The sequence below is a fragment of the Hymenobacter psoromatis genome (assembly GCF_020012125.1).
GTDB lineage: Bacteria > Bacteroidota > Bacteroidia > Cytophagales > Hymenobacteraceae > Hymenobacter > Hymenobacter psoromatis.
In genome coordinates this window covers 2,927,965-2,953,696 of the sequence record NZ_JAIFAG010000001.1, presented here as the reverse complement: position 1 = coordinate 2,953,696, position 25,732 = coordinate 2,927,965, and the positions used below count along the sequence as shown (strand labels likewise).

Below are 25,732 nucleotides of genomic sequence, written 5' to 3'. Positions count from 1 at the left end.
TTTTCCCCGTTTTCCCCACCCATTTTATGATGAAACCTCGACTCCGCGGGCAGTGGCTACTGGCTTTGCTGCTGGTGCTGGGCTGGGCCTCGGCGGCCCAGGCGCAGGTCACGGCCAACCCGACTCCGTTTACTGACGCTACCCCCGTTACCCTCACCTACGACGCCACCCAAGGTAACGCGGCGCTCAACAACTTCGCCGGCGATGTCTACATCTGGACCGGCGTAGTTACGAGTAGCGCCACCGGCACGGGCTGGACTTACGTCAAGAGCCCCACCTTCGGCCAGGCCGACCCGGCGGCCAAGATGACGCGCAGCACCACTAACCCTAATCTCTACACCATCACCTTCACGCCGCGCACCTTCTACGGGGTGCCGGCTGGCACGCCCATCTACCGGCTGGGCATGATTTTCAAGGATGCGGCCGGCGCTACGGTGGGCCGCACTACCAGCGGCGGCGACATTTTTGTGGACGTGGCCCAGGATGCCTTCAACCTGCGCTTTGCCAGCCCCGGCGGCGCGCCACCCTATTACTTTCCGCAGAATACGGCCACCAACGTGACCGTGACCACCAATACGGCGGCCACTATTACGCTGTTTCTTAACGATGTGCAGGTGGCGCAGCAGGCCAACGTGACGACCCTCACGGCCCCGGTGACCCTCACGGCGGCCAGCGGCACGCTCAAGGCCACGGCTACCAGCGGGGCCAATACGGCTACTATTCAGGCGGCGGTGCAGGCCTACCCCCCCGTGACGGTGGCGGCGCTGCCGGCTGGGGCCAAGGCCGATGGCATTACCTATATTAACGGCGGTACGTCGGCCATTCTAACCCTGACGGCCCCGCGCAAGCAGTTTGTGTACGTGGTGGGCGACTTCAATAACTGGCAGCCCACGGCGGCCGGCTTCATGCAACGCACTACGGCCGGCAGTCCCACTTCCCTCAGCGACCCGGCCTCGGCCGTCGACGCGGCCAGCGGGCGCTGGTGGGTGCAGGTAGATGGCCTCACGCCCGGCACCGAATACGCCTACCAGTTTTTGGTAGATGGCCAGTTGCACGTGGCCGACTCGTACTGCGGTAAAATTTTGGACCCTGGTAATGACGCGGGTATTCCGGCCAGCACTTACCCCAGCCTGGTGGCCGCCTACCCCACCGGCAAGGCCACGGGCATCGTGTCGGTGCTGCAGCCCGGTAAGGCCGCTTATACCTGGACGGTCACCAACTTCCAGCGCCCGGCCCGCCCCGACATGGTAATTTATGAGCTACTGGTGCGCGACTTCGTGGCCGCCCACGACTACAACACCCTGCGCGATACGCTCAATTACATCCAGCGCCTGGGCGCGAACGTGATTGAGCTGATGCCGATTAATGAGTTTGACAACAACGAAAGCTGGGGCTACAACCCGAGCTTCTACTTTGCGCCCGACAAGTACTACGGTACTCAAGATGCCCTGAAAGCATTTATTGACGAGTGCCACCGCCGTGGCATCGCCGTGGTGCTGGATATGGTGCTCAACCACTCGACCGGCAACAGCCCGATGGTGCAGCTCTACGGCGATATTTCGAGCGGCCCCACGGCTGATAACCCGTGGTTTAATACGATGGCCCCGCACCCGTACAGCGTCTACAACGACCTCAACCACGAGAGCCCTTACACCCGGCTCTTTAGTAAGAACGTCATCCAGTTCTGGCTCCAGGAATACCACGTGGATGGCTACCGCTTCGACCTGGCCGGCGGCTTCAGCCAAGTACCTAAGACGGAGGCCAATTACAGTGACTACGACCAGAGCCGCATCAACATCTGGAAGGACTACTACACCTACCAGATGAGCGTGGATAATACCTCCTACCCCATTCTGGAGCACTTCCCCAACTACAATGCGGACCCCACCAAGGACGAGGGTAAGGTGCTGGCCGACTACGGCATGATGCTCTGGGACAACCAGAACTACAACTACACTCAGGCCGCGATGGGCTACGACCAGGGCTGGGACCTGAGCTACGGCTACTACGGCAACCAGGGGGGTAGGGGCTGGAACGAGCCCAACGCCGTGACCTATATGGAAAGCCACGATGAGGAGCGGATGCAGTTCAAGAACATCACCTACGGCAACAGCAGCGGCGGCTATACCACCAAGGACCCGGCCACCGGCCTCAAGCGCGATGAGCTGGCGGCGGCGCTCTTCTTCACCCAACCCGGACCGCGCCTGGTGTGGCAGTTTGGCGAGGTGGGCTACGACATCAGCATCGACCAGAACGGGCGCACTGGCGACAAGCCCATTCTCTGGAACTACTACCAGGAGCCCAACCGCCGCCACCTCTTTGATACCTACCGCGCCCTCATTGCCCTGAAAAAGCAGCCGGCTTTTGCCGCGCCCACCGCCTACGTGCAGAACCTGAGCGGCCCCGTAAAAACCATCAGCCTCACCGGGGCCGACCTGAGCGTGGTGTCCTACGGCAACTTCGGCGTGGTGGCGACCACGGCAACGGTTAATTTTCCGGCCGCTGGTACCTGGTACAATTACCTCGACGGCACGCAGCTGAACGTGACCAGCGCGGCCGTGCCCCTGAGCTTGCAGCCCGGCCAATATGCCGTGTACACCAGCCGCAAGCTGACCGTGCCGGCTGGCACCACCCTGGCCACCCGCGCCCCGCAAACGGCCGCCTTCGACCTGAGCCTGGTGCCCAACCCGGCCGCCGGCACCACTACCCTCACCTACGCGCTGCCCACGGCCGCCACCGCCACCATCGCGGTGCAAAACCTGCTGGGCCAGACCATCCGCCAGCTGCCGGCTGCCCGGCAGGCGGCCGGGGCGCAGGCCCAGGCGCTGCCGCTGCTGGGCCTCGCCCCCGGCGTGTACCTGGTGCGCCTGCAAGCCGACGGCCAGACCCAGACCGCCCGTTTACTGGTGCAATAACACTGGCCCGGCGGACACCCCGCGGCGCGGGTGCCCGCCGGGCCAGTGTTGGAGTTGTATTCGGCGTGTGTGAGTATTTATTGGCAGAAAAATTTGTTAAAATTTTTAAGCTATTCAGCAATAATTCAGAAGGTTAGCCTTAGATTTACCTCAGTGGCCCGCTAGCGCGGACGGCTGGTATTTTTTCACTTTTCCCCACCCATTTTTTCATCTCATGAAAAAAATCTTTACTCTCGCGGCCGCCAGTGCGCTGGCTACCGCTTCCCTCGGCGCGCAGGCGCAGGCAGCCGTTGACGGCGTGTTGAACACCGCCGAAACGAGCGGCACGGCTACTACCGGCCATTACGTGCTACTCGGGCAGTACCCCTACGTGCACAACTTTGGCCCCTGGGGGCTGCTGTCGATGTACGGCGCTAACACGCCTTCCAAAGTGCAGATGTTTATCGGGGGAACGTTACAGGCCAGCGCTACCAACTCGCTCCAGGTTTTCATTGACCTACCCGCCGTTACCGGCGTGCCGATGGGCACGGCCCTACCCGGAGCCACGCCGGCCGCCGCCACCTCGCTGGATAAATTCACGGCCAAGCTGGACCAGGGTGCCGAGCTGGCGCTGTCTCTGCACAGCCTGAACCCGGCCGCCGGGGCGACTACCCCCGCCTACCAGATTGAGGCCGCTGCCTACTACATGATGACGCCGGCCGCTGGCACCACGCCGGCCGTTTACGCGGCGCAGGATACCATTATTGCCCCCATTACGTCGGCCGGCACGGTCGTCACCGTGGGCTACATCTCCACCAAAAGCCGGTTTGCGGGCCTTTCTGGTGCCCGGTTCGCGTATGTGGCCCCCACTGGCGACATCACGACCAATCCGGGTTACACCGCCCCGATGACCACGGCCGTGACTTCCTACCCGGTGGCGGGTTTTGGCCAGGCAGCCGGCACCGTGGGCTGGGAAATGGAGCTGGACCGCACGTCGCTGGGCCTGCCCACCGGCAACCCCAGCCTGGGCCTGTTTGCCATCCAGAACAACGGCGGCGGCGATTATGCCTCGGGCGACTTCCTGCCCAACGCCGTAGTAGGGGGTGCCAACCTGGGCGGCCTGCCGACCAAGGGCGGCCCCGATTTTACGGATAATACCGTTTTCCCCGGTACGCAGTCGGCCACTTTCGCGCTGGCTACCGTAGCACTGGCCACCCGGGTAGCGTCCGCGGCTTCAGTAGGTCTGAGCGTCTATCCCAACCCCGTAGCCGATGCCTCTACGGTGACCTATCAGGTAAATGACCGCGCCGCCAATGTCCACATCGTGCTCACCGACTTGCTGGGCCGTACCGTGCGCACCGTCGAGAATGGCCTGAAGCCCGTGGGCCTCCAAACTGCCCGCGTCGATGCCTCGGCCCTGGCCGCCGGCACGTACCTGCTACGCGTGCAGGTCGGCGACAACGTTGCGACCAGCAAACTAGCCGTGCGCTAAATCAATTAAAAATGATAAATTAAAAATTTAGGAGTTGACTGTCAAATTTTTAATTTATCATTTTTAATTTACCAAAAAGCCCCGTTGCCTACGCAACGGGGCTTTCCGGCGTTTGGGGGGGTAGGGAGCTTAGAGCTTGACGAGCCGCTGGGTGCTAACGTAGCCCGCGTGGCGGAGCTGCACTAGGTACACGCCGGCGGGCAGGCCGTCGAGCGTGCCCAGCGCGAGGTGGTGCGGGCCGGCCGGAGCGCTGGGCAGGGCGGCCAGTGCGCGCACCAGCTGCCCCGTGAGCGAGTACAGCGCCACGGTGACCGCCGCCGGCTGGTCGAGCACGTAGCTGATGCTGAAGCTGCCGGTCGTAGGGTTGGGGTAGAGCTGGGGGGCGGCCGGGGCGGCGCTGGTGGGGGTAGTAGCCAGGGCGGTGGCGGGCACCAGCTCCACGTCGTCGAGGCTGCAGTAGTTACCGGCGGCCGCCACCGAGCGTAGGCCGATTTCGCACTGCCCATTAGCCACCACGATGCCCGGCAAGCTGAGCTGCGTCCAGGTGCCGGTAGTGGGTAGGGTCAGGGCCTGCTCGGCCGTGCCCGAGCGGCCATAGAGCTGGCAGGTCGTCTGGCCGCCGCCGCTCTGGGCCCAGGCGCGCAGGGTGTAGGTACCGTTGGGCAAATTACTGATAACCTGCGAGGTAGTAACCTGGTAGGCCGTGGCCTTGTAGTGCGTGAGGCGAAATTGGCTACTGTAGCCGCCCGTTTCGGTGTAGTCTGCATCGGCGTCGCCGGTGGTCGAGGTGGTGGTCCAGCCCAGCGGATTTTGGGTGGCCGCCGAGTATTCGAAGCCAGGGTTGTATACCAGCGGGGGGGTAGGGGCGGGCAAAAAGCCATCCATGCCTACGGTAGCGTGGCCGTCGGTGCCCCAGGCTCCTTTGCTGTAGCCCTGCCAGTTATAAGCCTCTGGCTCCCAGTAAACTACGCCCAGTCCCTTGCCGCCGGGCACGGCCTGGGTTTTGGCGATAAGGTCGAGCAGCAGCTCGCGGGTAGCGATGGGCACGTAGCTGTCCAGGCCCACTTCTACCACCATCACCTCCTTGCCAGGGTAGCGGCTCACCATATCGTTCATGTTGGCCTGCGTTTGGGCGGTGTAGGTAGGCCAGGTGGCCGCGTCGGGGTAGAGCGACATCCCCATCACATCCCAGCGCGCGCCGGCGGTTTGCAAGCCGTCAAAGTAATAGCGGAAAGCGCCGTTATCGTTGCCGTTGGCAAAGTGCACCACAACCTTGGTGGTGGGGCTTACCGCCTTCACGGCCGCGTAGCCCTGGTCCACGAACGCCGCGAAGTTGCCGAAGCCATTGACCGTAATGCGGCCTTCGGGCCAGAGCATCCCGTCGTTGGTTTCGTTGCCCACCTGCACCCACTCGGGCGTGATACCGTTGGTTTTCAAGGTAGTAAGTACCGCCGCCGTGTGGTCGTACACGGCCTGCTTGAGCTGGTCCACGGTGTAGCTCTGCCAGGCGGCGGGCTTGGTTTGATGGCCGGGGTCGGCAAACGTGTCGCTGTAGTGAAAGTCGATGAGCAGCCGGTAGCCCAGCGCCTGAGCCCGCTGGGCCTTGGCCAGCACGTCGGCGGGGCTGCAGTAGCCACCGGGCGGGTTTACCCACACCCGCAGCCGGATGGTGTTCAACCCGTAGTCACCCTTAAATAGCTGAAACAGGTCCTGCTGGGCCCCCGCTTTGTTGTAAAACTTATAGTTGTTGGCCTCCATCTCCGTCACCCAGCTGATGTCGGCTCCTTTGGAAAAAACGGGGGTAGTCTGGGCCCCGACCGGCCGCCAGCAAGCGCCAAACAGCAGAAAAACAAGTAGTAAACGGGTAGAAAGCAGCATGGGCTGGTGGGGAAGAGTTGAATAATACTTGTGTCAAATCGGCTGCTACCACAAGTAGGCCGGGCTTTAGATAAGGAAGACGTTAATTTACTCCAGCCTCACCGATTCCACGTCTACCCGCAGCGGCTCGATAAGGCCGGTGGGCTGGTCGAGCACCACTTGCAGTACCTCCACCGCACTCAGCCGGAAGGCCGGGCTACTCGCCGGGCTGTACGTGAGCGGCAAAAAGCTGGGGTAGGGCCGGGGCGTGAGTAGCAGCGGGGCAGCGCGCAGCGTGCGCAGTGGCACCCGCACCTCGCCGCCTGCCGCCGGTAGCGGCACGGCGGCTTCATAGGCCACCGCGTCGCGGCTCACCAGCACTACCCGCAGCCGGGTGGCGGCCGGCTGGTTACTTTGGGCTTTGATAACCAGTTCTTTAAAATTGCCTAAGTCAGCCATCCGGCCGGCCGTTTTCAAGCTCAGGTAGGCGCGCAGCGCGGCAGCGGGGACAGTTGTCATGGGCATGTCCGCTTTGGCCGGGTTCAGCACGAAGCGCAGGGCCAGCGCGCCATCGGCGGTGGTGGAGTAGTCGGTATAAGCCCCATTGGCGATGCCTCGGGCCTCCACCGCGTCGTGGTCGAGGGCGGCGGTGAAGAGGGGTAAGGGTGCAGTAGCCGCCACCAGCGGCACCTGCCAGGGCGCAGTGATGGGCGCAAAATCCCAATCGCGTGGGGTGCCCGGCTGCCCGCCCGGAAAGGTCAGGGCCGGCTGGCCGGCTCGTTTTAGCACCACCCAGTAGCGCAGCAAGCCGGGGTAGGTGAGGGCCGCCGGCACGGTAGCGGCCCAGCTGCCCGCGCCCGTAGGCTGCATGGGTAGGGTGCGGGTCGGCCCATAATAGTGCTGCGCCACCAGCAGTATGCTATCGGCCGGGCCGCTGCCGGCTACCGCAGCCGTGAGGACCAGCGGCTGCCCGGCCGTGGCCTGCGCCACCGGGCGCTGCCACACCCGCGGCGGGCCGGGGGTGGGCGGCGGGGCCACGAACTCACCCAGCCGAAGCGACCCGCTCCGCGTTTGGGCGGTCCAGGCGCGGCTATCCTGGCCGGCGCGGGTGAGTAGGTAGGTGCCGGGCCGCACCCGCAGCTGCCCGCCGCTGGCCTGGGCCTGGGTGTTATTACCTTCATTCAAGCCTTTGAGCTGAAAATCAGCGCCCAAATCGGTCAGATTGAGCGTTAGCGGCTGCTCGTTCCAGATAATTTCGGTCACCACTTTGCGTAGCGAGGCGGTGGCAAACGGGTCGCTCACGGGTACGGCGTCGGGCATTACTTCCAGCCGCCACACGCCGGGCACGAGCCGGTCGAGAAAGTACGCGCCGCTGCCGCCGTAGCGCGCCACCCCCGACGACCCTACCCCCGCTACGTGGCGCAGGGCGGCCGGCTTCACTGGATTATCGCTGGTGTTATTCGTGTAATAAAACTCCGCCGGCTTGTTCCACTGGCTTAGCTGGCGGCGGTAGCTCACCAGCGCCGGCCCAAAAACCGAATCAGCCGGATAGCGCCCGAACGACTGCCCGCGCTTGGTTTCGCTAAATACCCGGCCCGCGATGAGCAGGCTCAGAGCCTTAGCCGGCGTGTAGGCCAGGTTGAGGTAATGCGTCTGATACTCCGTGTTGTACGGCGCCAGGCTCAGCGGGTCGTAGGCAAACTGCGTGGCCCACTGAAAGCCCGCCGTGCGCAGGCTTTTGGCCATAAACGGGTATATGATGGGCTGCAACACGTCGGCCGACTCAAACTCGTACACCATCTTCGCCCGGCGCTCAAAGCGCGGGTCGCCCGTATAAGGCAGCGGGTACTGGTCCACGTAGGGCAGGAAATTACCGCGCAGCTCGTGCCCCGCCACCAGCCCCTCAGGGTACCACTGAAAGCTGAATCCCTGCACGTTAGCATCCAGAATGGCCTCGTGCACCTGCGGGCTTTCGGCAATGTTATAGAAAATCGGCTTGGTCAGGCCCGTGGCGCGCATGGCGGCTACCATCCGGTTGGCGAAGCTCAGTACGGGGGGTAGGGGCAGGTGGTAGTGCGGCTCGTTGCACACCTCGTAGGCGATAATGTCGGGGTCCTCGCGGTTCAGCAGGCCCGAGTACTGGTTGCGGTGGTTTAGAAACTGCCCCAGGTAATTTTCCTGCGCCCGAATGGCCCGCGGGTTGGTGTAGGCCTGGCCCTTATCATAAATACTCGAAAAGCCCCGGCCCGTGTTCGTGGGCTCGGGGTAGGCGTTACCCCAATAGGCAATAGGCGTGAAAATAATCTTGATACCCCGCGCCTTAAGCTTAGTAATCAGGTAGTCAAGTAACCGCAGGTGCTCATTTTGCTGCAGGTTGCCGAGCGTGTCGGTAATCTCAATATCCCAGACGTGCACCCGGAAGGCCGTGATACCCAGCCGGCTCAGGTGGTACACGTCCTGGTCAATGGCATCCTCGGGCCGGATGCCGAGCTGGCCCAGCGCCCGGTACGAGTAAGCAAACGGCGCGGTGTAGTTTACCCCAAAAAGCGCCACCTCGCGCTTGGTTTTCTGCCAGCGCAGCACGCCATGTGCGTCCACGAACACGTCGCCCGTAGGTGGGGGGGTAGGGGCTTGCGCGTGAGTGAAAAGGGCTAGCAGCGTGGCTAAGAATAAAAAGCAGTAGCGAAGCATTGCTTAATAATTAGCTGTGAATGAAGTAAACAGAACGTCATGCAGACCAAAGGGAAGCATCTCGCTCGCATCCTTGGGCCCTACTCCAACGGCGCGGGCGAGATGCTTCCCTTCGGTCTACATGACGTTCCTTCAGTAATCAAAGCCAGCGAAGCGGCCTACCGCTCGCCCTCGTGGAAGCTCACCAGGTCGTCGATGGGCGAGCGGATAATCTTGCCCACCTGCATGCCGTGGTGGTTGGCCACCTGCGTGAGCGCATCGCGGAAATTATACGCCACCGACCCAATGCAGTTGAAGCTAAGCTTTTGATAATCAGGATAATGCATCACAATGTTCTGGAAGAACGCCTCGAACGACTCCACCACAATCTGGCGGCAGTAGCTCACGTTGTTGTGGTCGTAGGCAAACTTGGCGAAGCTGGCCAAAAAGCGGTTGGGTAGCGGCTGGTTGTAGAGCCGGTCGATGATGTCGTTGCGGTGGCCGAGCTGATATTCCTCCCGCAGGGCTTCCTGCAAGCCGTCGGGCAGCAGGTTGCGCATGTAGTCGCGCAGCAGGCGCTTGCCCAGGAACGAGCCGCTGCCCTCATCGCCCAGAAAATAGCCCAGCGAATCCACGTTGTAGGTGATTTTCTCGCCGTCGTAGATGCACGAGTTGGTGCCCGTGCCCAGGATGGCCGCGAAGCCCGCCGAGTGGCCCAGCAGGGCGCGGGCGGCGGCCAGCAGGTCTTCGGTCACTTCCACCTTATTAGCCCCGGTGAATACCTCGCGCATGGCGGCGGCCACCACCTCCGCCTTGGCGGCGCTCGATACGCCCGCGCCGTAGAAATAAATCTCGCGTACTTCGGTGCGGGGCAGCGTATCGGGCAGGCTTTTGCGCAGCGAAGCCACGATGGTGGCCGTGTCCACGAAGTCGGGGTTGTAGCCTTCCGTGTTGAAATACACGCGCTGGCCCGTGTCAGCGAGCTGGCACCAGCTGGTTTTGGTCGAGCCGCCGTCGGCAATGAGTATCATGGGCAAGGAGGTAATGGGTAGTAGGTAATGGGTAATTCGTTCGTAAAGAAAAGGCCGGTTAGTCGTTCTTGCTTCCAAGTGGGAGTAGCGGACAGCTCCTTGTCTTTATAAGCAGCGTCGGCATTACTCATTGCCCATTACTTACTACTAATCGCCGACGGCAGCAAGTCAATCCAGCCATCTTCGCTCACCACCACGGCCAGGCAGGGGTAGGGTGAGGAGCTGACGTAGCGTACGGCCGAGTTGTAGCGCGCCCCGCGGCTGGTATCACCCTTTTCGGTGGCCTGCCCGTCCAGTATTACCCCAATGGCGTGGCATACGCCGGTGGGCTCGATGAGTACAGCCCCGTCAATACTGCTGGCCTGGCGCAGCACGGGAGCCAGCATGGGCCGGGGCACCACCCGGAAGCACTGGCGGCGCAGGCGCTCAGCCTCGGCCTTGGCCCCGGCCGAGATGCAGAGCATGGTGCCGTGGCTCTGGTTGGAGGCTTCCAGGGCCAACTCCCAGAGGTAGGCTACGCCCGCGTCGTCTACCTCCGGAAATACCCGGCGCGCCACGCGGGCAAAGTTGTCGGCCTGCACCTTGCCCTGGGGCAGGCGCGGCGTGTTGCTAACCACCCGCATTAGGGTGTGGCCGGCGTGGCGCAGCTCCCAGCCATAGTGGTTGGTAAAGTGCACCGTGGCCAGGGGCTCGTAGCGGGCATCGGTTTCGTCCACAATGTGGCCCAGCCCAAACACCTGCGTGGCATCCGACACCAGCCCTGTGGGGCCCTCCGTCAGCTCCAGCAGCTTGCGGATGGAGCGGTGGTCGCGCAGGGGCACGGGGGTTTCCAGGGTTAGCACCGGCACAATGGCCGCGTGCTGGCGCCGCCCGATGAGCATGGTGCCGCGGGCCTCATCGCCCTCGTGGCGCAGGGCAGCCACGCCCAGGCAGGCATCGTAGAGGCCGTGGGCATTGGCCGGCGAAATGCGCAGCATCAGGCGGCGGCCGGCCCCGCGCAACACCTCGTTGTAGTCGCGGTCCAGCACCGGCTGCTCGTTGTCAGCAGTATCGGCCTCGCGCAGGGCGCGGGTGCACTCGTGCAAAAACTCCAGTACCGCCGCGTGGGGCAAGGAGCCGGGCCGGTTGGGGCCCGGCTTGCCGGGTAGGGTGTAATACGAATTGTAGGTATCGGCGGCCAGCTGCACCACCACCACCACCAGATAACCGTTGAGGTTGAGGGGGGTAGAGCAGAAGCAGCGGCGGTTTTCACCGCGCGCGGCCACCAGCTCCTGCAAGGTCTGGTCAGTGGCGCGGCACACCAGCTCGTACCAGTGCTGCTTTTCCATCCGGTCGTGGTCCTGCGGGTGCAGGTGGTACACGTTGTCGCGCGGGCTTAGGTCGGCCGCCTCGAAAGTCACTGCCAGCGTCTTGATACCCCCAAAATCGGCCGGGCCGTAGCGTAGGCTGGTGGGCTCCACCACCACGCTCTCGGGGTCGTCTTCCTCGCGGCCTGAGGCCAGGCCCAGCAGAAAAACCTCAGGCCGCAGGTTGCGGTCGAGCAAATTAAAAATACCTTCGGCAAAGAGCTGAGCCGAAACGCGAAACAAGCTTTGGTGTTCCCACATAAGTGGTCGTCGGGGTGGGGCGAGGGGGCAGTGTCCGCCAGGGCCTGTGCGGGCTTACGTAAAAAAACCGAAAATAGTAATGCCCAACCCAGCGCTTTTTTTTACCGCCAGTTGTTGTAACTTCGGGCAGACGCTCCGCCGCCCGGCCCTCACCCCGTAGCCTCCATCCGCTTATGCCCCTTCTTGACATAATTCTGATGATGGCGGCGGGAATCTCCTTCATCCCCATCGTGACGGGTTACTGCGCCGCCTCGCGCGGGCGCTCATTCTGGGTTTGGTTTGCCCTGGGCTGGCTCTTGCCCATCGTGTCGTTTCTGCTGCTCTTCGCCCTCATCGCCCGCGATGAGCTAGACCCCGGCCGCCAGCTGCTGCGCGAAGCCCGCCAGATTCTGAAAGAATCGGAAAAAAAATCCATCAATAGCTGAATTTTAATTGTCAGCTATCAAACCCTGATTGCTGGACTTGCTGACTAATGACTGATTTCGCCACCCACGCGCCGGTGCTGAAGCAGCCTTGCAGCAGGTAGCCGCCGGTGGGCGCTTCCCAGTCCAGCATCTCACCGGCCAGGTAGGTGCCGGGGCGGCGGCGCAGCATCAGGTTTTCATCCACTTCCGTAAACGGTACGCCGCCCGCCGACGAGATAGCCTCGGCCAGCGGCCGCAGGCCCGCCACCGGCACGGGCAGCGCCGTGAGGGCTTCCACCAAATCTAGGGGGGTAGGGCCGGCCAGCTCGCGCAGCAGCGTGGGCACCGGGTGTTTGAACTTAAAGGCTTCGGCCAGAAAGTGGGGTAGGGAGGTGCTGGGCCGCCGCTGCGCCAGCCGCGCCCGCAGCTCGGCGGGCGGCAGGTCGGGCTTTAGGTGGAGGTGCAGTAGGGGGGTAGGGCCGCCCGCCGCCAGCGCGGCCCGCACCTGCGGCGTGAGGGCGTACACGGGCGTGCCCTCCAGGCCGTAGTCGGTGAGTAATATTTCGCCGCGCACGGTGTGGCCGCCGCAGCTCAGAGCAATGTTTTTGAGCGGGGCGCGGCCCACTTTCTCCTTAAAATAAGCCGACCACGCCACCTCGGCCCCGCAGTTGGCGGGTTGCCAGGGCCGGCACGCCACCCCAATATCGGCCAGCAGGCGCGTCCAGTGGCCATCGGAGCCGGTTTGGGGCCAGCTTGCGCCGCCCAGGGCCAACACCGTGGCAGTGGGCGTGAGGGTAAATTCCGCGCCGGTTTTTTCGTCTAAAAAGCGCAGGCCGGTTTCGCCCGAAAAGCCCAGCCAGCGGTGGCGCACGTGGATTTCGACGCCCAGCTCGCTCAGACGGCGCAACCAGGCGCGCAGCAGGTCGGCGGGCTTGTGCTGCGCCTCTGGGAATACGCGCCCGCTGCTACCCACGAAGGTGGCAATGCCCAAGTTGGCGGCCCAGGCGCGCAAATCGGTGGGGGAGAAGTAGGCCAGCAGCTTCCCAAAAAAAGCGGCCTGCGCGCCGTAGTGCGCCGCCATCGGTCCTACCCCCTCGCCGTTGGTCAGGTTGAAGCCGCCGTGGCCCGCCACCAGAAACTTGCGCCCCACGGTGGCCTTCTGCTCAAACACCCGCACCCGAAAACCCTGCTCGGCCAGGCGCTGGGCAGCCAGCAGGCCGGCCGGCCCGCCGCCGACAACGGCTACAAGCGGGGCGGAAATGGGTAGCGGGGCGGGAGGCGGGGGCATGGGCGGGAAACAAAATTAGGAAGCTGCTCAAAAAGTCGTCGAATAAGTATAATAGTCCTGGTAGTGCAAACCAAGAACGAAACTTTTTGCGCAGTCTGTCAGTAGTTAACCAAATGGTTAACTTTGCCTCGACATGACTGATACATCCAAGCTTTCGACCGAACAGCTAATCCTGGAAGCTGCGCAAGCTGTTTTTCTGGAAAAGGGCTTGGCTGGGGCGCGGATGCAGGAAATTGCTGACCGGGCCGGTATTAATAAAGCGCTGCTGCACTACTATTTCCGCAGCAAAGAGAAGCTTTCCGAAACGGTGGTGCACCAGACACTGGGGCTGCTGGTGCCGCGCTTGTGGCTGGTGCTGGAGGCCGAGGAGGAATTATTCGGGAAAATTCGCCGGCTGGCGCAGGAGTACGTGGAATTTTTGCAGGCGCATCCGCTGCTGCCATTGTTCATCGTGAATGAGCTGAACCGCAACCCGCGTTTTTTTGCCGGGTTGGTAGCGGGCAATGAGCCGGGCGGGCGGCTGGCCAGCTTCCGGCGGCAGGTGGAAGCCGCGGAGGCGCAGGGCCACATCCGGCCCGTTGGCACGGCGCAGCTGCTGCTCAATATCGTGTCGATGCTGATATTTCCGTTTCTGGGCCGCCCGCTGTTTCAGGCGGTGCTGGGGCTGTCGGCGGCCGAGATGCAGGCCGAGCTGGCCAAGCGGCAGCACGCGGTGGCCGAGTTTGTGATTCAGGCAATTACGCCCTGATATTTTTTTGCCTATTTCTTAACCAACTGGTTAATTTTTTCATCTTATCCCTTCTCACTCATGAGCAAGCTACCTGATGCCCCGGTTGCGCTGGTGCCCGAAACCAACCCCATCCTGATTGTGGGTGCCGGCCCCACCGGCCTCACCGCCGCGCTGGAGCTGTCGCGGCTGGGCGTGCCGGTGCGCCTCATCGAGCAGCGCACCGAGCCGGCTACCACCTCGCGGGCGCTGGCCGTGCAGGCCCGCACGCTGGAGCTGCTGGCCCCGCGCGGCGTGGCCGCCCCCATGCTGGCGCTGGGCAACCGGGCCTGGGCCGCCACTATTTACGATTCGGAAAAGCAGCTGGCGCAGGTGAATCTGCGCGATATTCCGAGCCGCTACAACTTTATTCTGCTGCTGGCGCAGTCCGAAACCGAGCGCCTCCTGCGCGAGCAGGTGGCGCGGCAGGGCGTGGCCGTGGAGTGGGGCACCGAGCTGGTGGCGCTGGCCCAGACCGAGGCCGGCGTGCGGGCTGTGCTGCGCGGGCCGGGCGGGCAGCTGGAGGAGCTGGCCGCCGCCTACCTCCTCAGCGCCGAGGGGGCGCACAGCCTGGTGCGCCACACGCTGGGGCTAGCCTTTCCGGGCACCTCCCTCCCCCAGCACTACGCCCTGGCCGACCTGCACCTCGATGGCGACCTGCCCGACGATGAGCTATCCATTTTCCTGGCTGAGCACGGGCTGGTGGCGGTTTTTCCGATGAGCGACCGGCGGTTTCGGCTTATTGCCACCGACCCCGAAGTTACCAGCACGGCTCCGCCCACGCTGCCCGAGCTCCAGCGCCTCTACGATGCCGGGGCCTGCCACCCGGCCCGCCTGCGCGACCTGGTGTGGAGCTCGCGCTTTCACATCAACAGCCGGATGGTAGACCAGCTGCGGGTGGGCCGGGTGCTGCTGGGCGGCGACGCGGCCCACCTGCACTCGCCGGCCGGCGGGCAGGGCATGAATACCGGCATCCAGGACATGGTGAATCTGGGCTGGAAGCTAGCCCTGGTCTGGCACGGCCAGGCCCCGGCCGCGCTACTGGATACCTACGCGCAAGACCGGCTGCCCGTTATCAGGGGGGTAGTGAACACCACCGAGAAAGCCACCGACGCCTTTAATTCGACCAACCCGCTGGTGCACACCCTGCTCACCCACGCCCTACCCCTGCTGCTCAGCTCCAGCTTCGTGCAGCACAAAGGGGCGGCCGTGCTGAGCCAGGTGGCGGCCGACTACCGCGCCAGCGCCTTGTCGCAGACGTTCCACGCGGGCGGGCAGCTGCGCGGCGGCGACCGCCTCCCCGACCCCGACGTGCAGCCCACCGCTGCCTCTGGGAGCGTGCCGCTTTACTCGCTGCTCAGCCCTTCGCGCCTGACGCTATTGTGCGTCGGCCCCGCGCCGCTGCCCGCCAGCTGGCTGGCCCAGCTGCAACCCTGGCAGCCCTGGCTGGCCGTGCAAATTATCGCTGCCGCCGCCGAAGATGCCGGGCCATTTACCGATGCTTTTGGCCGTGGCCCGGCGCTGGTGCTGGTGCGCCCCGATGCCTACGCCGCCGTGGTGGCGCGGGCCGATGCCGCCGGCCGCGCCGCCGTGCTGGCGTGGCTGCAGCGCTGGCTGCCGCGCCCGGCCGGCGCGTAGCCGCCCAATTACGGCCCTAAGTAGCGCGGCAACGGGTAAAAAGGTGGGGTAGGGACTGGGGCGGGCAGCACAAATACCGGCTGCCCGCCAACGCGGCCCGTTCTAGCCCGTACCCTAGGGCCCTATGAGTTCTTACAGCATCCTGATTGGCCTGAGCCTGGCCGTCATTCTTTCTTATGTCTTCAACCTGGCCTCGCGGGCCACGCGCATCCCGTCGGTGCTGCTGCTGCTGCTCACCGGTATCGGCCTGCGGCAGTGGGCCGAGTACCAGGGTATCGACCTCCACGTTCCCAAAACGGTACTCGAAATATTTGGTATTATCGGGCTGATAATGATAGTCTTGGAGGGCGCGCTCGACCTGCGTCTGAGCCGCGACAAGGTGGCGCTCATCCGCAGCTCGTTCTTCGCGGCGGCGCTCATGCTGGTGGCCCAGGCCGCCGCTATTGGTGGGCTGCTGCACTGGTGGCTGGGGGCCAGCTGGCAAACCTGTCTGCTCAATGCCGTGCCGCTGGTGGTTATCAGCAGCGCCATCGCCATCCCGAGCGTGGCCAGCCTCACGGGCGAAAAGCAGGAGTTTATCGTGTACGAAAGCACGTTTTCCGACATCCTGGGCATCATGCTCTTCAACTTTGTGGACCAGGAAGACTTTTACCAGGGCCAGGGCCTGCTCACCTTCGGGCGGGGGGTAGTGCTGGTTATCGTGGTGGCCATCGTGAGCACCGTGCTGCTGAGCTTTTTGCTGGGCCGCCTGCGCGAGCACGTCAAGTTTTTCCTGCTCTTCTCATTTCTGATTCTGATTTATAGCCTGGCCAAGCAGCTGCACCTCTCGTCGTTGCTGCTGGTGCTGGCCTTCGGCCTGGCCGTGAACAATGCCGACCTGCTGCTGGGCTGGCTGCGCCTGCGCACCGGCTGGCGCGGCTTCACGGCCGAAGACCTGGCCCCCGACCTGCACCAGCTCAAGAACATCACCGCCGAGTCGGCCTTTCTTATTCGCACGTTTTTCTTTCTGCTCTTCGGCTATTCCATCACCCTGCCCAGCCTCATGAGCTGGCAGCTGCTGGGCCAGGGCCTGCTGATAGTGGGCGTGCTCACGGCCATCCGCTACGTGTACCTGCGCTACATCGCCAAAACGGACCTCCTGCCCGAGCTGTTCATCGCCCCCAAGGGCCTCATCACGGTGCTCTTATTTTACAGTATCCCGGCCCAGCACCTGCTCGGCGATGTGAGCGAGAATATCCTGTTCGTGGTTATCCTGCTCACTAGCATTTTGATGATGGCCGGCCTGGTAGTCAGTCATCAGCGCCAAACGGCCGCCATTGAGTTTTGAGGGGGTAGGGCGGGCAGCCCAGTTCGCGCTACTTTACTACCCGCTTGAAATCCAGGTCTTGGAAATCGTAGGCCGGTGAGGTATTCGGCGAGATACCCTGCATGGTCATGGCCTTGGCTTGGCCTTGGGTATTGAGCGCAAACACTACGAAGGCATCGGCACTTCGGAGCAGTGGATTTGCCCAGCGCACGGCGAACGTATTGCCCCGGTACGGCCGCAGCGGCCCGCGCAGCTGCGGCGATTTCAGTGCCTGAAACCACAAGCCGCCAGCGCGTTGCGAAATGCGCACCTCGCCCAGCCACGGGTCGCGGTAGGTGCCGGCGTAGGTTTGGGCCTCGGCGGCTGTAGTCGCCGGGTGGCGGTCTACTTCGCGCCACACGGCGGCGGCCGTGGTGTCGGCGGCCTGGGCGCGGGCCTTCACCCGGTCGGCCCAGTACTGCACGAGGTCGGTGCTGCGCAGGCCCAGGTAGCCATCCACCAGCTGGTCCAGGAGGGCGCGCACGGCCCCGCCGCCCTCCTGGTTGGTGAGCACCGTAATGCCCAGGTTCAGCTCGGGTACCAGCGTTATTTCGGATATCTGGCCCTCGTCGCCCCCAGTGTGAAAGACCACTTTATAGCCCTTTTCATCCACCAGAAACCAGCCCAGGCCATACGCGCCGAAGTGGGTGTTGTAGTCCCCATTTTTAGAAGTCGGAATGATGGTTTGGGGCGTCCACATCTCCTTGGCCACGGCATCGCTGAATAGCCGCTGGCCCGCGCCGTAGCGGCCCCCGGCCAGCTGCGTCAGCATCCAGCGGCTCATGTCGGCGGCGCTGCTGTAGATGCCGCCGGCCCCCACATCCAGCTCGGTGGTACTGGTGGCGATGGCTTGCGGGTGGCCGGCTACTTCGTAGTGCCCCAACACTACGTTGGGGTTTTTGCGGTGGTCGATGCGGTCGTAGGCGGCGCGGCTGGCCCGCATTTGCAAGGGGGCCAGGATGCGCCGCTCCATAAACTCATCCCAACTCAATCCGCTCACCCGCGCCACCAGCTCGCCGGCCACCAGGTACAGAATATTGTCGTAGGCGTAGTGGCTCCGAAACGGCGCTATTGGCTTGAGGTAGCGCAGATTATGAATAACGTCGGGGATGGTGAACCGGGTAGAGTCGGGCGAGCGCATGAGGTCGCCCGCGCCCGGCCCCAGGCCGCTGCGGTGCGTGAGTAGGTCGCGGATGGTGCAGTCGGCCGTCGCGTAGGGGTCGTAGAGCCGAAACTCGGGCAGGTAGTCGATTACTTTATCGTCCCAGCCCAACTTGCCTTCATCGACGAGCATGCCCAGCGCCGCCGCCGTGAACGCCTTACTGTTGGAAGCAATGGCAAACAGCGTGTTGGCATCCACGGCCGGCCGGGTGCCGGCCACGCGCACCCCGTAGCCCTTGGCGCACACTACCTGCCCATCTTTGACGATGGCCAGCGCCAGCCCCGGCACGTCAAACGTGCGCATGGCCCGCCCCACCAGGCTATCGAGCTGCGGGCTGGTAAGGGGCGTTTGGGCGTGGCTACTGCGCGGGGCAGCCAGGGCCAGCCACACTGCTCCTACTGATACTACCCGGCGTAGAAAAGCTGACATGCAGTAGGTTGCTTTGTTTGAGAGGCAATAATACGAAGGGCGCTTTGCTTACCTTGTCTAGCTTCCAGATATTAGCGAAAGCTTTCCGGCGGGCTCTCCGGGTACTGGCTACTCGCCCAGTCGAGGCGGTAGGACAGCATCCAGTCGGTGCTTTTTTTGCCGAATAAAGGGATGAACAGCGCCATCAGCAAGTTGCGCAGCGCGGAAGCAAACGGGCTCAGCAGCTCCTTGTCGGCGGCGCGGGCGCGGCCTTCGGCCACCACTTTTTCGGCGCGGGGCTTGCGCTCGCGCTCGTATTGCCTGAAGGCCCAGGCGTAGTCGCCCTGGCAGTCGCGCAGCGTTCGGGCCAGGTACAGGGCATCTTCCAGGGCTTGCGAAACGCCCTGGCCCGCGTTTGGGCTCACGGCGTGGGCGGCATCGCCCAGCAGCGCTACCCGGCCCTGGTGCCAGGTTGGCAGGGTAGGCACATCGTACACGTTGCCGCTGAAAGGGAGCGGCGTGCGCCGAATGAGCGCCGGAATAGGGGCCGGGTAGTGCTGGTAGCGGTCCAGCATGGCCTGTTGCACTGCGGCCGGGTCGAGGTCGCGCAGCTCCTGGGGGCTCAGCTCGCGGGGCTGCGGGAGGTTGGCCCACCACATCAGGCGGCCGGCATCGCTGCCGCCGTAGCCAAAAAAACCGTTGGGGCCAAATGTGTACACCAGATTCTGGCTATCCTCGGCTCCAGCTTCCGGCACTTGGGCCAGCGTGGGCATTCCTCCGATGCCGATGATGCCCACGTAGGCCGGGCCGGGGCCGGTAGGCAGCAGCAGCTGGCGGGTGCGCGAATGCAGGCCATCGGCCCCCACCAGCAAGTCGCCCTCGGCCGCGGTGCCGTCGGCAAAATGGGCCGTTAGGCCGGTCGGCCGCTCGGTGAGGGCCGTTAGCTGCTTTTGGTAATGCACCGGGATGCCCTGGGCGCGCAGCTCGGCCGTGAGCGTTGCAAACAGCGTGGCGCGCGTCATGCTCACGCAGGGCTGGCCGTAGCGGGCTGGGTCGCCGTACCGCACGCGGGCCAAGCGGCGGCCCTGGCTACTTTTGAAGATAAAATGCCGAGCCGGCGTGCCCTGGGAAAGCAGCGTATCGGCCAACCCTAACTCAGCCAAGACATTCATGCCATTCGAGGCAACGTTCAACCCGCCCCCTACCTGCTCGGTGAAGGGGTGCGTCTCGTACACGGCGCAGGAAATACCCGCTTTTTTCAGGAACAGCCCCAACGCTGGCCCCCCAATGCCGCCGCCAATAATGAGCACATGAAGCCGGGGAGGAGCTGGCTGAGAAACTGGCATGAGTGCTGACGTAAAGCCGGGGAGGGGAGTGATAAACCTTACGCAAAGCTAGCAGATTTTGTCTTAATAAAAAAGAATCTTAACAATAAAGATAAAAAAGACGGCTTTTGGCCCGGCGCTTTATATGACTGACTCTTCCAATAAGCCGGTACTAATGGCCCAGGTGCTCAAGCTGGCCCAGGCACTGAGTACCGAAACGGCGCTCTTTCAGCAGGCCGTTGCCACCAAGCTCCAACTGAGCTTAACGGACACAAAAACGCTCTCGCTGCTCCTGGCGGCCGGGCCGCTCACGGCCGGACAACTAGCTGATAGTCTGAATTTTACGAGTGGAGCCGTTACCAACGTTATTGACCGGGTAGCGCGGGCCGGCTTTGTGCGGCGGGTGGCGCACCCCACCGACCGGCGCAAGGTGGTGATTGAGTTGGTACCGGAAAAAATGCGGCAAGCCGAGGCGGTATACGCCTCCATGGCCCAGGCGGCGGGCGCGCTCTACCAGAGTCTGAGCGACGAGCAGCTGGCTTTTCTGGTGGGTCATTACCAGAAAAGCATCGCGCTGGCCCAGGCCGAGGCCGCCAAGCTGGCGCAGTAGCACTGCCTGCGGCGGTTTCTACCCGTTGCCCTCTTCCATCAGCTCGCGGCGGTAGCGGGCCAGGATGGCAGCCGTCTGCACGAAGCCCAGGTAGTGGTCGTCTTCGTCGCACACGGGGAGGGTAGGGCTGGCGGTGCGCTCCAGCAGGTCCAGGGTGTGCTCCACGGTATCGGTGGGGCTGACCACGGCGACCGGCGGCTGCATGAGGTGGCTCACCTTGATGGTATCGTAGTGCTCCTCATCGAAGAGGGCATCGCGCACCATATCGAGGGCGATGATACCGCGCAGCTTGCCATTTTTGCTCACCACCGGAAACACGTTGCGATGCGCGTGGCGGAACACGTCTACCAGTTCGCCGAGGGTAGTGCCGGGACGCAGGGGCACGAAGTCGGTATCGATGAGGCGGTGCAGGTCGAGGCGGGCCAGCAGGTCGTGGTCGCGGTCGGCGTACACGTCCACGCCCTTCTGCGTGAGCTTGCGGGTATACACCGAGTACGGCTCGAAGTGCTTGGTAATGAGGTAGGAAAGGCTGGTGACGAACATCAGGGGCACGAACAGGGCGTAGCCGCCCGTTATTTCGGCAATCAGAAACATGGCCGTGAGCGGCACGTGCACCACGCCCGCCAGCGTGCCGGCCATGCCCAGCACCACAAAATGCACCTCGGGCAACGCCACCAGCCCGGTCATGTTCACGAGCCGGGCAAATAAAAATCCCAGCAGCGCCCCCGATACCAGCGACGAGCCAAACATGCCGCCGTTGCCGCCCGCGCCCACCGTCACGCTGGTGGCCACCACCTTCATTAAAATAGTAAAAAAGGCCAGTGCCAGTAGCAGCCACACGTTATTATCGCCATATACCGAGAAAAGGCTGCCGTCGGTGAGGTTGGCGGCGCGGCCGGCCAGCAGCTCTTCCACCACGTTGTAGCCCTCGCCGTAGAGCGGCGGAAAAAGGAATATCAGCGCGCCCAGCGCCGTGCCGCCCAGCAGCACCTTCTGCCAGCGTAGCCCCGGCCAGCGCCCCCAAAAGTTATCGAACCAGTAATAAGTCCGAATCATGTACACCGATAAGGCCGCGGTGAGCAGCCCCAGCAGCAGATAAAACGGCACCGTGTGCAGCACCCACGAGTGGGTGATGAGCGCGAACGGCTGCCCCGCATATAGCCACTTCGACACCGCCGTGGCCGTGGCCGAGGAGATGAGCAGCGGAATAAAATACTGCGCCGGCAGCTCCAATAAAATGGCCTCGACCGCGAACAGTACCCCCGCGATGGGCGCGTTGAAAATGGCCGCGATGCCGCCCGCTACCCCGCAGCCAGTGAGCAGCCGCCGCCGCCGTCGGCCCGCCCGCAGCACCCGCGCCACGTTGGAGCCCAGCGCCGCGCCCGTCACTGAAATCGGGGCCTCTGTGCCCGCCGAGCCGCCAAACGACACCGTGAGAAAAGCCGTGATGAGCTGCGAATAGAGCTTGGAATTAGGCACCCGCGCATTCTCGCGGGCCGCGCTGTAGATAATCGGCCCAATGCCCCGGCCCAGGTTACCATTGAGCCAATACTTGGTAAAAAGCGCCGTGAGCGTGATGCCAATGAGGGGGTAGAGCGAGAGCGCAAACACCCGGTTGGGCTCGGTCACGGCATCGGCCAGGCGGGCCTGCTGCCAGTGCACCGCCGTTTTGAGGGCCACCGCCGCCAGGCCCGCCAGCACGCCCACCAGCACCGCCAGCCACACCACGTACACCCGCTCACTGACGTGGCGCAAGCGCCAGAGCAGTAGGGGATTGAGTAGGCGGAAGAAGAGCTTTTTCAATAGGGCGGGCTAAATCGTTGTCCTTGCGAGCGCAGCGCGGCAATCTTTCCTTCACGCCTGGGTTAGTAAATCCAACGATGTGAACGACAAGGAAAGATTGCCGCGCTCCACTTCGTTGCGCTCGCAAGGACAAATTGCTTTAACTAGAAACTACAAAAACCTTACCGCGCGCAAATGCCGCTGTAAGGACAATACGCGCACTTGGCCAAATCGTCGGTTTTGCGGATGGGCTCGGCGGGGTCCAGGATGCGGCGGGCCAGGCGGCCCACCAGCACGGCGCTGGCGCGGAGGAAGTCGGGCTCGCCGGTGCCTTCGAGCAGAAATTCGAGCGGGGCGGAGAGCAGGCCCTCGTCAATCTTGCGCAACGACATAATCGCCGCCTCCGAGCCGGGCGGCGCGGGGTGGGTTTCGTCGCTTTCCAGCAGGAAGCGGTAGAGCCAGAGCTGCCGCACCTTGTCGGCCCCGCTGCTCGACTCCTTGAGCAGGCGCTCCACGGTTTCGGCGGGGGGTAGGGGCTTTTGGGTGCCGCGCAGGTTTAGCTCGCGGCGCTCCACGAGGCCGGTTTTGTAGTCCACCACCCGGCGGCGGCCGTCGGGCAGCCCATCAATGCGGTCGGCCCGCCCGAAGAGGCGCACTGGCAGGGGGGTAGCCTCGCCGGGCAGGTCCACGAATACGGTGGCGGCCATCGGCTTTTCCTGGCCCACGATGTGCAGCGGCAGTATTCCGGGCTGCGCCGGCAGGCTTTCCAGGTACTTGCGGATGAGGCGCACCGCCACCTGGCCCAGCACGTGGTTGAGGCCATCATCGGGCCGGGCCTGGCGGTCAGGACTTTCCTGGCGCAGCTGGCGCGTTACCTCGGCCGGTACGGCGGCCAGTACGGCGGGCAGGTCGGCGGCGGTGAGGGGCCGGTTTTCCTCCTCAAAAACCTTGAGCAGCATTTCCAGCGCGTCGTGGACCACCGTGCCGAAGCCATCGGCCCCCAGCGCTTCTTCCACCTCCTCATTCTCCTGGAAGCGGGCAATGCGCGAGAAGTAGAATTTGAGCGAGCAGCCGAGGTATTCGTTCAGCGCCGAGGGCGAGAGGCCGCGTTCGAGCACGCCGCGCAGGGCGGCCAGCATGGGGCCGTCTTTGTGGAGGGTAAGGTCGCCCAACGGCACCTCACCCCCTGACCCCCTCTCCAAAAGAGAGGGGGCACCGGTCATGCTATCCTGACCATTTACGTCCGGCTCCCCCCTCTTTTTTGGAGAGGGGGGTAGGGGGGGTGAGGTGCCAGGTGCAACCACCCCCACCGTTCTATCCTCCAGCACCAGTTCCGGGTTCTGCGCCGCCAAATCAAACTCTAATTGCCGCAAAAACCGGCTCCGCTCGCCGGTTCGCACGCCTTCTGCGCCGGGCAGCACGTGCACCAAATCCACGCGGCCGGCGCGTTGCAGCAGCCGCCAGAAATTATAGGCCGCGTTGGCCTCCGCGTCGGCGTAGGTGGGGAGCTTGAACTCGGCCAGCACGTCGTAGGGAAACAGCGAGTTCTGCCGCTTGGGGGGGGGTAGGGAGTTCTCGTTGCAGCTCAGAATAATCACGTGGTCGAAGTCCAGGGCCCGCGTTTCGAGCAGGCCCATTATCTGGACCTGCGCCAGCGGCTCGCCGGCAAAGGGCAGGCGCGTGCGCCGCATCTGGTCATATAGAAAGCGCCGGAACGAGCGCACGCTCAGGCGCTGCTGGCGACAGTCGAAGGCCGTATCGAGCTGCCGCACCAGGGTGTAAAACAGGTACAGGTACTCGGTTTCCATGCCCTCATGGGCGTGGTCGTACACGCGCTTGAGCAGGTCGATGAGCGCGTAGCAGGCCCGGATGATGTCGTCGCAGTTGTTCCAGGTCTTGAATAGCGCCTCAATGAGCGGGTGGCCGTGGCCCAGGCGCAGCAGCTCGGTGGCGGGTAGCAGCACCAGGTGGCGCTGCACGATTTCGCGGCAAATGCCGTTGAGCAGGCCGTGGTACTGCGGGGCATCGGCCTGCGCGTCCTGCCACTGCTGATAACGGCGCAAGAAGGGGTGCGCCAGCAGCTTGGTCACGGCCAGGTGGTGGTATTTCGGCACGCCAAAATCTTTGCCTTCTTCGCCCTCCCGAATGCCGGTCAAATGCACTTCAAACAGCAAATCCACCAGGTTGAACAACGCCGTGCTCTGGAAGCTCAGGCCCATCGTCACGTTGAAGTCGGGCACCAGCTCTTTGGGGGGTAGGCCGTGGAGCACGGGTAGCAGCAGGGTTTCATCGGGCAGCACCACGGCCACGGTGGCGGCGGGGTTGCGCTGGCGGGCCTCGGCCAGCAGCTGGCCAGCCAGCTTGCCTTGCATACTGGCGTTGGCCACGCCCAGCAGGCGCACGTGGTGGGGCCGACCGCGCAGGTGCTCCTGGTAGGTGAAATCATCGCGGGGCAAGTCCCAGTCTTTCCAGTAGCGGCGCAGGGCCTGCCCGGCGCGGTTGGGCGCGGTTTCTTCGAGGTAAAATGGGTCGCCATCGAGGTAAATCGTGGCCCGGCCCACCTTGCGCAGCAGGTTGATAAACGTTTCCTCGGCCTTACTCAGCCCGCCCAGGCCCACGAAGACGTGGTGCGCGGGCAGGGCCAATTTGGGGTTGGCCAGCTCGCGGCGCAGGCGCTGCACGGCGCGCCGGTAGGCCAGGCCGGGGTAGGCGAGGTGTTCCTTTTTGAGCCGGGCCTTGAAGCGCAGGTACACCTTGTGCAGCTGCCCCCAGAAGCCAAAGTAGCGGTCCAGCCCCGTCGTTTTCAGCTCCGGGTCCAGCTGCCAGCGCTCCAGGGCCTTGGCCTCGGCCAGGTAGGCAAACAGGGATTTGGTATCGGCCAGGTGCTGGTCGAGGGTCGAGAAGTCTTGCAGCAGCAGCCCGCCCCAGCCCACAAAGTGGTCGAACTGCAAGTCGGGGTCAATGCCCTTGAAGATGTCAAACAGCAGCAGCTGTAAAGCAATCGGCTCCTCGACCTGCACCCCGGCGCGGTCCACTATATAGTCCTCCATTGCCGCGATGCGCGGGGCCCACAGCGCCTCGCCCTCGGGCGTGGCCAGGGCCAGCTCGTTTTGCAGGTACACCACGGCGCGGCGGGTGGGCACCACCACCACCAGGTCGGCCAGGGCCTCGGCGTCGTGGGTGGCCAGCAGCTCGGCGGCCACCTCGGCCAAAAAGGAGGGGGTAGGGGCCGGCATCGCCCGCGGCGGCGCGGCCAGAATAGGGGAGGGCAGCATGGTAGCCAAAGATACGGCTGCCCAGCCCGGCCAATGGCTAGCCCCGGCCGGGCGTTGGGCTAGCCAAAACGGGTGTTCGTCTAGTTTGCTTGATAGACCGCAAGGCTGGCCCAGGCTTTGATATATCCTATTCAATAACCTAAAACCGCCCGCTTCTCTGTCTTTTATTTTATTATTA

Annotated in this window: 16 protein-coding genes; 7 read left to right on the top strand and 9 right to left on the bottom strand. The window is 63.7% G+C overall.

The window, feature by feature from the left end; translation table 11 throughout:
• Positions 1-26: 26 nt before the first annotated feature.
• Positions 27-2,915: a DUF4961 domain-containing protein gene (locus LC531_RS12825; RefSeq protein WP_223650773.1), complete on the top strand. Its 2,889-nt coding sequence runs from the start codon at positions 27-29 to the stop codon at positions 2,913-2,915.
• A gap of 214 nt (positions 2,916-3,129) precedes the next feature.
• Positions 3,130-4,386, top strand: coding sequence for a T9SS type A sorting domain-containing protein (locus LC531_RS12820; protein ID WP_223650771.1), 1,257 nt, complete (start codon positions 3,130-3,132; stop codon positions 4,384-4,386).
• A gap of 129 nt (positions 4,387-4,515) precedes the next feature.
• On the opposite strand, the gene LC531_RS12815 is transcribed toward LC531_RS12820, so the two are convergent.
• The 4 genes from LC531_RS12815 to LC531_RS12800 form a co-directional block, all read right to left on the bottom strand.
• Positions 4,516-6,264 carry a glycosyl hydrolase 53 family protein gene (locus tag LC531_RS12815; protein WP_223650769.1) on the bottom strand — a complete coding sequence of 583 codons (1,749 nt, stop codon included), beginning with the start codon at positions 6,262-6,264 and terminating at the stop codon, positions 4,516-4,518.
• Positions 6,265-6,351: 87 nt separating this feature from the next.
• Positions 6,352-8,934 carry a membrane or secreted protein gene (locus LC531_RS12810; protein WP_223650767.1) on the bottom strand — a complete coding sequence of 861 codons (2,583 nt, stop codon included), beginning with the start codon at positions 8,932-8,934 and terminating at the stop codon, positions 6,352-6,354.
• A gap of 158 nt (positions 8,935-9,092) precedes the next feature.
• The gene (locus LC531_RS12805; protein WP_223650765.1) at positions 9,093-9,944 is read right to left on the bottom strand and encodes an N-acetylglucosamine kinase; all 852 of its coding nucleotides are present in this window, start codon (positions 9,942-9,944) and stop codon (positions 9,093-9,095) included.
• Between the two features lie 137 nt (positions 9,945-10,081).
• Positions 10,082-11,551 (bottom strand): diadenylate cyclase, encoded by a 1,470-nt coding sequence (locus tag LC531_RS12800; RefSeq protein ID WP_223650763.1) that lies wholly within the window; start codon positions 11,549-11,551, stop codon positions 10,082-10,084.
• A 173-nt stretch (positions 11,552-11,724) separates the two neighbouring features.
• Here LC531_RS12800 and LC531_RS12795 point away from each other — a divergent pair, with 173 nt between their 5' ends.
• Entirely contained in the window at positions 11,725-11,976 is a 252-nt protein-coding gene (locus tag LC531_RS12795; protein WP_223650761.1) for a hypothetical protein, read from the top strand.
• A gap of 10 nt (positions 11,977-11,986) precedes the next feature.
• Here LC531_RS12795 and LC531_RS12790 read toward each other — a convergent pair whose 3' ends face one another.
• Positions 11,987-13,243: a BaiN/RdsA family NAD(P)/FAD-dependent oxidoreductase gene (locus tag LC531_RS12790; protein WP_223650759.1), complete on the bottom strand. Its 1,257-nt coding sequence runs from the start codon at positions 13,241-13,243 to the stop codon at positions 11,987-11,989.
• A 133-nt stretch (positions 13,244-13,376) separates the two neighbouring features.
• On the opposite strand from LC531_RS12790, the gene LC531_RS12785 reads away from it, so the two are divergent.
• The 3 genes from LC531_RS12785 (at position 13,377) to LC531_RS12775 (ending at position 16,974) form a co-directional block, all read left to right on the top strand.
• A complete protein-coding gene (locus tag LC531_RS12785; protein WP_223650757.1) occupies positions 13,377-13,991 on the top strand; it encodes a TetR/AcrR family transcriptional regulator in 615 nt (204 codons plus the stop codon).
• Between the two features lie 60 nt (positions 13,992-14,051).
• Positions 14,052-15,647, top strand: coding sequence for an FAD-dependent oxidoreductase (locus LC531_RS12780; protein WP_223650755.1), 1,596 nt, complete (start codon positions 14,052-14,054; stop codon positions 15,645-15,647).
• 124 nt (positions 15,648-15,771) lie between these two features.
• Positions 15,772-16,974 carry a cation:proton antiporter gene (locus LC531_RS12775; protein WP_223650753.1) on the top strand — a complete coding sequence of 401 codons (1,203 nt, stop codon included), beginning with the start codon at positions 15,772-15,774 and terminating at the stop codon, positions 16,972-16,974.
• A gap of 28 nt (positions 16,975-17,002) precedes the next feature.
• On the opposite strand, the gene LC531_RS12770 is transcribed toward LC531_RS12775, so the two are convergent.
• Together LC531_RS12770 and LC531_RS12765 are read right to left on the bottom strand one after the other, a co-directional pair.
• On the bottom strand, positions 17,003-18,583 hold the full coding sequence (locus LC531_RS12770; RefSeq protein WP_223650751.1) for a serine hydrolase: 1,581 nt from the start codon (positions 18,581-18,583) through the stop codon (positions 17,003-17,005).
• A gap of 71 nt (positions 18,584-18,654) precedes the next feature.
• Positions 18,655-19,908: an FAD-dependent oxidoreductase gene (locus LC531_RS12765; RefSeq protein ID WP_223650749.1), complete on the bottom strand. Its 1,254-nt coding sequence runs from the start codon at positions 19,906-19,908 to the stop codon at positions 18,655-18,657.
• Between the two features lie 124 nt (positions 19,909-20,032).
• Here LC531_RS12765 and LC531_RS12760 point away from each other — a divergent pair, with 124 nt between their 5' ends.
• Positions 20,033-20,497: a MarR family transcriptional regulator gene (locus LC531_RS12760; protein ID WP_223650747.1), complete on the top strand. Its 465-nt coding sequence runs from the start codon at positions 20,033-20,035 to the stop codon at positions 20,495-20,497.
• A gap of 18 nt (positions 20,498-20,515) precedes the next feature.
• Here LC531_RS12760 and LC531_RS12755 read toward each other — a convergent pair whose 3' ends face one another.
• Together LC531_RS12755 and LC531_RS12750 are read right to left on the bottom strand one after the other, a co-directional pair.
• Positions 20,516-22,300, bottom strand: coding sequence for a chloride channel protein (locus LC531_RS12755; RefSeq protein WP_223650745.1), 1,785 nt, complete (start codon positions 22,298-22,300; stop codon positions 20,516-20,518).
• A gap of 161 nt (positions 22,301-22,461) precedes the next feature.
• Positions 22,462-25,554, bottom strand: coding sequence for a PD-(D/E)XK nuclease family protein (locus LC531_RS12750; protein ID WP_223650744.1), 3,093 nt, complete (start codon positions 25,552-25,554; stop codon positions 22,462-22,464).
• Between the last annotated feature and the right edge of the window lie 178 nt (positions 25,555-25,732).

Bases quoted from the DNA above. Each gene is read 5' to 3' on its own strand.
- LC531_RS12825 (WP_223650773.1), top strand. From the start codon at position 27: ATGATGAAACCTCGACTCCGCGGGCAGTGGCTACTGGCTTTGCTGCTG.
- LC531_RS12820 (WP_223650771.1), top strand. From the start codon at position 3,130: ATGAAAAAAATCTTTACTCTCGCGGCCGCCAGTGCGCTGGCTACCGCT.
- LC531_RS12815 (WP_223650769.1), bottom strand. From the start codon at position 6,264: ATGCTGCTTTCTACCCGTTTACTACTTGTTTTTCTGCTGTTTGGCGCT.
- LC531_RS12810 (WP_223650767.1), bottom strand. From the start codon at position 8,934: ATGCTTCGCTACTGCTTTTTATTCTTAGCCACGCTGCTAGCCCTTTTC.
- LC531_RS12805 (WP_223650765.1), bottom strand. From the start codon at position 9,944: ATGATACTCATTGCCGACGGCGGCTCGACCAAAACCAGCTGGTGCCAG.
- LC531_RS12800 (WP_223650763.1), bottom strand. From the start codon at position 11,551: ATGTGGGAACACCAAAGCTTGTTTCGCGTTTCGGCTCAGCTCTTTGCC.
- LC531_RS12795 (WP_223650761.1), top strand. From the start codon at position 11,725: ATGCCCCTTCTTGACATAATTCTGATGATGGCGGCGGGAATCTCCTTC.
- LC531_RS12790 (WP_223650759.1), bottom strand. From the start codon at position 13,243: ATGCCCCCGCCTCCCGCCCCGCTACCCATTTCCGCCCCGCTTGTAGCC.
- LC531_RS12785 (WP_223650757.1), top strand. From the start codon at position 13,377: ATGACTGATACATCCAAGCTTTCGACCGAACAGCTAATCCTGGAAGCT.
- LC531_RS12780 (WP_223650755.1), top strand. From the start codon at position 14,052: ATGAGCAAGCTACCTGATGCCCCGGTTGCGCTGGTGCCCGAAACCAAC.
- LC531_RS12775 (WP_223650753.1), top strand. From the start codon at position 15,772: ATGAGTTCTTACAGCATCCTGATTGGCCTGAGCCTGGCCGTCATTCTT.
- LC531_RS12770 (WP_223650751.1), bottom strand. From the start codon at position 18,583: ATGTCAGCTTTTCTACGCCGGGTAGTATCAGTAGGAGCAGTGTGGCTG.
- LC531_RS12765 (WP_223650749.1), bottom strand. From the start codon at position 19,908: ATGCCAGTTTCTCAGCCAGCTCCTCCCCGGCTTCATGTGCTCATTATT.
- LC531_RS12760 (WP_223650747.1), top strand. From the start codon at position 20,033: ATGACTGACTCTTCCAATAAGCCGGTACTAATGGCCCAGGTGCTCAAG.
- LC531_RS12750 (WP_223650744.1), bottom strand. From the start codon at position 25,554: ATGCTGCCCTCCCCTATTCTGGCCGCGCCGCCGCGGGCGATGCCGGCC.